The sequence below is a fragment of the Pseudomonadota bacterium genome (assembly GCA_023229365.1).
Lineage (GTDB): Bacteria > Myxococcota_A > Polyangia > JAAYKL01 > JAAYKL01 > JALNZK01.
Genome location: JALNZK010000200.1, coordinates 1 through 6,412, shown reverse-complemented (window position 1 = coordinate 6,412; position 6,412 = coordinate 1). Strand labels below are relative to the sequence as shown.

Here is a 6,412-nt window from a genome sequence, read left to right as displayed (position 1 = left end):
AGTGAGGGTTCACGTAGGCGAACGCCGTGCCGTCGTCGCACTCCCAGAAGCCGGGCGTGTCCTCTGGAAAGTAGCATGTGCACGGCCAGGCGGAGCCGAGCGGGCAGTCGTCGGGGTTGTGCGCGTCCGTGTCGACCGGCGCGGTGTCCGAGTCGGTCTCCGCCTCCGTCTCCGTGTCGGGATCGGGTACCGTCTCGGTGTCCGCGCCCTCGGGCCAGGAGACCGTGCGAACGAGGCGTAGACCGACGCCAGGAATCCGCATTTCGACCGCGCCTTCAAAAGGCAGCGATGCCCGGCAGACAACAGAAGGAGAGAAAGCATCGCCGCCTCTGAGGGCGTGACGTTCATGCGTGCCGTTGTCTAGTGGATCCTTCTGTGGTTCGCCTCCGAAGCCCATGTCCGCTACAGAATCCCATGTCCACTCCATCACGTTACCGAGCACGTCGTGCAGGTGCCAGAGGTTGGGCTGCTTCTGCTCGACCGCGTGGGTCGGCTTGCCTTCATAGGGCTTTTCGACGGTAGGGTCCGTTCCTGGACCAGCGTTCCACCAGTACCAGGCGATCGGGTCGAGGTTCGCGTCGTACGAATAGCCGCCGGTTTCTTCGTTCACGGTGATGTCGCCCGAGTAGAACGATGTCCGCGTGCCCGCCTTGGCCGCGTACTCCCACTCGGCCAAGGTCGGCAAACGGTAGCCCGGGCAGTCGTAGACGTTGGCGTGGACCGCCCGGGCTTTCTGACAAACCATCCCTTTTCCCACCTCGCCGGTGCACCCGGTCAGCTCGTAGCACGGCTGGAGATCGTGCAGCTCGGACAGCCGGTTCGCGGCCGCGACCGCCTCCCACCAATTCACCGCGTCGGTTGGGCAGCCCGGCTCCATGCACGAGCTTGCACCGAACTCGTTGGGTTCTGGGGTCGGGACCGGAAAGCCGAGAGCCGCCCACTCGTGCCTCGTCATCTCGTGCTGCAGGATCACGAAATCGTGGGCGAGCGTGAGCGGGGTCTCGATCTCGGCTAGAACGCCGTGATGCCATTCATCTTCCGGGCTTCCGTAGATGAAACATCCCTGTGGAACGCGGCACCACCCGCTAATGCAGCTCTCCTCCACGCACGGGTGTACACAATCGCCCTCGACGTACGCGTCGCCCTCGCACTCGGCCGGGGGCGGGGTGATCGGTCCGGCCGCGAACGCGTTGTAGGGGGACTGGCCACTCGAGCTGCATCCGACGACCGCGATCACCACGGCCGTGACGGATAGAACACTGTGCACCGGCTTGGTACTGGGAATCACTGAATCACCCCGTAGTTGCCAGCGCGACTATAGAACTGGTTGTACTTTTGCGTGCCGGAGCCGTACACGAGGGCGACTTCATCCAGGACAGTGTCCCAGTACGGCTTGTACGGCGAGGTGTCGGTCGCACCCTCCCAGACGTTTTCAATCTGCTCCATGGAGTAACGCACCGACTCGGGCGCACCGCTGTCTATGGTGGCATAGACGTTCACCGCCAGACGCACGTCTCCTCGCCCAGGTCGTCGCCGAGGTCGTCGGCGTCGGGCAGTGTGCGGGCGAGGCGGAATCCGTGATCGATTCCCCGACCTTCCGCTGGGGCTCCCCTTTGCGAGCCAAGTCGAGCGAAACAGGCGACGTCGCGATACATCCCACCTCGGAGATCACGGAATTCACCACCACCATCGCCGATCGGGTCGACGATCGGCGGCTCCTGGCCGAGCGTCTCTTGCAGCGACAGTCCCTTGAATACGTAGTCGGTCCACTCCTGCGCGTTGCCGAGCACGTCGTACAGGCCCCAGCCGTTCTTCGGCTTGCCGCCGACCGGCCGCATCGTCTCGGTCGTGCCGCAGTACCACATCACCTCGTCCGCGACCGGGTCCGAGCAACCGTTCTCGGGTGTCGTCGTGATCTCGCCCATGTAGGTGGCGCCGGTCGCGCCCGCGCGCGCCGCGTACTCCCACTCGGCGGAGGTCGGCAGTCGGTAGCCTGGGCATGCGTACCAGTCCGGGTACTTGTGCACGTCTCCTTCGCAGCGGTAGATCTGCGGCAGGATCTCTCCTGTGCCCTGTTCGTTGTGGCACCCGTAGTCATAGAACTCCCCGTCCGGACAGCCGGAGCCGATCGTGCCCTCGCAGGCGGAGAGGTCGTAGCAGGTGTCGAGCCCGGCCGCGGTGGAGAGGAAGTTCGCGTACGCCATCGCCTCGAAGTAGTTCACGAAGAACACCGGCACGTCCGGCGCGATCGTCCCCTCGGACGGGTTCGGGAAGCCGGCCGCCTCCCACTCGGCCTGGGTCACCTCGGTCTGTTTGATGACAAAAGGCCGCGTCAGCGTCACTTCGAACTGCTGATCGGAGTACTCATCTCTACACGGTTCGCTGGGGAAAGAACCAAACGTGTAGCAACCGGCCGGGATCTCGCACCAACCGCCAGTGCACGACTCGGCGACAGCGGGATGAACGCACGTGTCCGATTCGGTGTCGGTGTCGCCATCGGTATCCGTATCGACATCTGTGTCTGTGTCTACGCTCGAGTCCTGGGATGCGTCGATTCGTCCCTGATGTCCCTCCGAGCACGCCCACGAGCAGATCGCGATCATCGCCAAAACCAGCTTCGGTAAAAATGTCTTACGCACGGTCTCCTCCGAAGAAAAGAGTCCGAGGGAGAACGGTCTGCCCTCCCTCGAACCATCGGTGTTAAAGGATCAGTGACGGACACTCGCATCGCCTGCGCGATTGTAGAACTGGTTATACTTCTGCGTGCCGTAACCGTACACGTCCTCGACCTCAGCGCGGATCGTGCTCCAGTGCGAGTCGTCCGCCCCATCCCAGATGTCGTTGATCTGCTCCATGGAGTACCGCACCGACTCGGGATCGCCGGCATCCTTGGTGGCGTAGACGTCTACTTCCAAACGCACATCTCGCTGTTTGTGTCGTCGTAGTCGAACAGTGTGCGGACGAGGCGGAATCCAATATCGATTCCACGACCAGCAGGCGGTCCTCCGCGCTGGCTTCCTAGCCGAGCGAAACAGGCGACGTCGCGGTACGTGCCGCCGCGAATATCGCGGTCGTAGCCTTGAGCATCACCGGTCGGATCGACGATCGGCGGCTCCAGGCCGAGCGTCTCTTGCAGCGACAGCCCCTTGAACACGTAGTCGGTCCACTCCTGGGCGTTGCCGAGCACGTCGTGAAGACCCCAGCCGTTCTTCGGCTTGCCGCCGACCGGCCGCATCGTCTCCGTGGTACCGCAGTACCACATCACCTCGTCCGCCACGGGGTCGTCGCAGCCGTTCTCGGGCGTGGTCGTGATCTCTCCCATGTAGGTGGCGCCGGTCGCGCCGGCCCGCGCCGCGTACTCCCACTCGGCGGAGGTTGGCAGGCGGTAGCCGGGGCAGGCGTACCAGTCCGGGTATTTGTGGACGTCGGTCGCGCAACGGAAGTTCTGCGGCAACATTTCTCCTGTGCCTTGCTCCGTGATGCACCCGTAGTCGTAGAACTCCCCGTCCGGACAGCCGGAGCCGATGGTGCCCTCGCATGCCGAGAGGTCGTAGCAGGTGTCGAGGCCTTCGGCGGCGGAGAGGAAGTTCGCGTACGCCATCGCCTCGAAGTAGTTGACGAACACGACGGGCTTGGTCGGGTCGAGATCCCGGGACGGGTTCGGGAAGCCCGCGGCCTCCCACTCCGCCTGCGTCACCTCGGTCTGCTTCATCAGGAACGACCGGGTCAGTGTTACGTCGAACTGCTGCTGCGAGTACTCGTTCATACACGGTTCCCCGGGGTTCGAGCCGAAGATGAAGGAGCCAGCCGGAATCTCGCACCAGCCGTCCTCGCACGATTCAACGATCATCGGTTCGGTGTCGGTATCGGTATCGCCGTCGGAATCACCGTCGGTATCGACATCGGTGTCGGTGTCGGAATCCGAGTCGGTATCCGCATCTGGAGCAGAATCCAGGTGCCCCGACTCGTCCTCTTTCGAACACGATGCGAGCGATGCTACGACAAGGGCGATCACCACTGACAACTCTTTTCTTCTGCACATGGCCTTCTCCCGGAAAGAAGAGCCCCGAGGGAGGAGTCACGTCCTCCCCCGGGGCCGTTGTACTACTCGATCAGTGGTTCACCTCGGCATCGTCTGCGCGATCATAGAACTGGTTGTACTTCTGCGTTAGGTAACCGTACTGATCGATAACCTCCTGGCGGATGTTGCTCCAGTGGGAGTCGTCCGACCCGTTCCAGATGAGGTTGATCTCCTCCATGGAGTACCGCACCGACTCGGGATCGCCGGCGTCCTTGGTGGCGTAGACGTTCGAGAAGAAGTTGACCCAGTCCCACTCAGTCCCGAGGCTGTCCATGAAGTTGTTGCACGTGGAGTACATCCACTGCATGTTGCTTGCGGCATTGACCGAATAAGGTGCCGGCTGCGGCGGCTCCAGCGGATCGGCCCAAACCGATTTACCGTAGACGAGCTTTGCGTTCGTGTTCTTGTTGTTGAAAAGCCAGGTCGCGAAGATGTAGCCGAACCCCTCGCCCTGGCCGACGGAGATGTTCTCGCGCGACTGGAGGCAGTGCCAGCAGTACATGCCGCTGTTTCCGTCGCACAGATCGCCCATGAAGTCGCATCCGCACAGCTCGTCGCAGTCCTCCTCGTGTCCTTCGAAGTATGGGCTCGCATAGCCTTTGGGCGAAATGTTGTCGCCATCTGTATTCATGATCTCGGGCTTGGGTCCGTTGTAGTAGTCTGCAACCCTGTGCCCGATCTCATGGCCGATGGTGAACTTCCATCTGTAGGAGGTGCTTGAACCGGCGATGCATACATTCGGAGTCCCAGGGTTGTAATAGCTACCCGTGCAGTGATGTCCGACACCATCGTTGTAGTAGTAGATGCGCGTTTTCACACCGGGAGGTCCGGCCGTCGGGTTGTAGCCGGTCTCGATCTGGCGCGCGATGACGTAACCGGCCACGGCCGTGCCGTTTACCTGCGGGCCGGTGGTCGTCACCTGCATCGCGGGGGTCCAGTAGCACTGCGTTGGTGTCGAACAACGCGTGTAGTACGGGGGCGCCGTGTAGTAGGTGTAGTAGGAGCTGTAGGTGTCCGTCCAACCGGCATCCGGATCGAGCTCCGGCAGAGAGTAGATGTCGTTGAAGCCGTCGCTCGTCCAAGTGTTCATCGTGAGCTTGTATTCGGCGCCGCCGACGATCTCGATCGCTTGCGCGGCCGGGATGCACCCGTCGTCGCCGAGCACGCCCCAGCCGCTGGATGGCCAGACCTGGGTCCAGTAACTGTACCCGCCGATGGTAATCTTCTTGTACGCCTTGGCCGTGGTGTACTTGGCCGGGACGTAGGTGAGCGTGTCGTGGGGGAGGTAGTCCTCGCCCAGGTTGGCGTCGTTGTAGCTGACGCGCCACTTGCCGCAGAAGCGGAGCTTGGGCCAGGGATTCACGAGCAGCGTGGAAAGAGACGAACCCCCGGCCGCCGCAGCGCTGCCATCGCCCACCTTCACTTCCTGCGCCGCGCCGCCGGAGCCGATCCCCATGCCAGCGCCGACGATCCTGCCGATGTACTCGCCGTCCTGGTACAGCTCGACGAACGCTTCGTTCTTAGTCACGACGGTTTCCGCGCCGAAGTCGTCCTGCACGATGCCGAGCACGTTGTCGTCCTCTGTCGCGGCGAACGCGTCGTCCTCCTTCGCCTCGCCGACGCCCCAGAGCGCTCCGCCCATTTCGTCGATGACGACCTGCATCGTGCTGGTCATCATCTGTTCGAAATCGGGCGAGTTGCGGTAGTAGAACTCCGACGACTGCTGCGTCGCTTCGGTCGGATCGCCGAAGAGGTTGAAGAGTACGGTGGCCTCGACGAACGCCTCGGTCGCGCCGTACGCGCTCAGGATCGGCATGTCCGCCGCCGCCACGAGCACGCTGGCCGACGCCTTGCCCATCAGCTCGAACGAGCCGACGTCACGTACCGCGGTCTTGTCGACGAGGCCGATGGCGTAGAGGTCGAGCTCCACGCTCATAGGGACCTTCAGAAGGTTCGTCACGACGACCTCGACGCCGTCGACGACCTCGGCGCACTTCGCGCCCACCCCCTTCACCTCGACCGTCGCGTACTGCGGCGGGCCGTCGCCGTCCGGCGTGACGGTCTCGCCCGACGCGGTCTCGGCGAACGCGGGGGTGACGACGAGAATCATCGCCGCAGCGATGAACAACAAGAAGTAGGACTTCCTCATTTTGCCTTTCTCCGTTTCCGGAGCCATACTGTTCGACGGCTCCTCGCTCTTCTTTTTCCGTTCTCGAATTGGCGTTTGGGTTTCGGCGAAAGCTCCGGGCGGGGGGCCCCTTGCCCGCGAGTCGCTCCGGCCGCGGGCTACGAACGACCCGCAATGGATGCGTCGATTACTGCGCCTGACGG

The 6,412-nt window shown here is 63.0% G+C and carries 6 protein-coding genes; all 6 read right to left on the bottom strand.

The window, feature by feature from the left end:
* Positions 1-1,267: formylglycine-generating enzyme family protein (locus M0R80_30705; protein MCK9464010.1), on the bottom strand; the 1,267-nt coding region annotated here is incomplete at its 3' end.
* A 17-nt stretch (positions 1,268-1,284) separates the two neighbouring features.
* Entirely contained in the window at positions 1,285-1,500 is a 216-nt protein-coding gene (locus tag M0R80_30700; protein ID MCK9464009.1) for a hypothetical protein, read from the bottom strand.
* Positions 1,497-2,639: a formylglycine-generating enzyme family protein gene (locus M0R80_30695; GenBank protein MCK9464008.1), complete on the bottom strand. Its 1,143-nt coding sequence runs from the start codon at positions 2,637-2,639 to the stop codon at positions 1,497-1,499. The genes M0R80_30700 and M0R80_30695 overlap by 4 nt, the downstream gene beginning before the upstream one ends.
* 69 nt (positions 2,640-2,708) lie before the next feature.
* Positions 2,709-2,921: a hypothetical protein gene (locus M0R80_30690; protein MCK9464007.1), complete on the bottom strand. Its 213-nt coding sequence runs from the start codon at positions 2,919-2,921 to the stop codon at positions 2,709-2,711.
* Complete coding sequence (locus M0R80_30685; GenBank protein ID MCK9464006.1) at positions 2,906-4,042, bottom strand: formylglycine-generating enzyme family protein; 1,137 nt, start codon at positions 4,040-4,042, stop codon at positions 2,906-2,908. The genes M0R80_30690 and M0R80_30685 overlap by 16 nt, the downstream gene beginning before the upstream one ends.
* Before the next feature lie 70 nt (positions 4,043-4,112).
* Positions 4,113-6,230, bottom strand: a complete 2,118-nt coding sequence (locus M0R80_30680) for an ImmA/IrrE family metallo-endopeptidase (GenBank protein MCK9464005.1) — start codon at positions 6,228-6,230, stop codon at positions 4,113-4,115.
* Between the last annotated feature and the right edge of the window lie 182 nt (positions 6,231-6,412).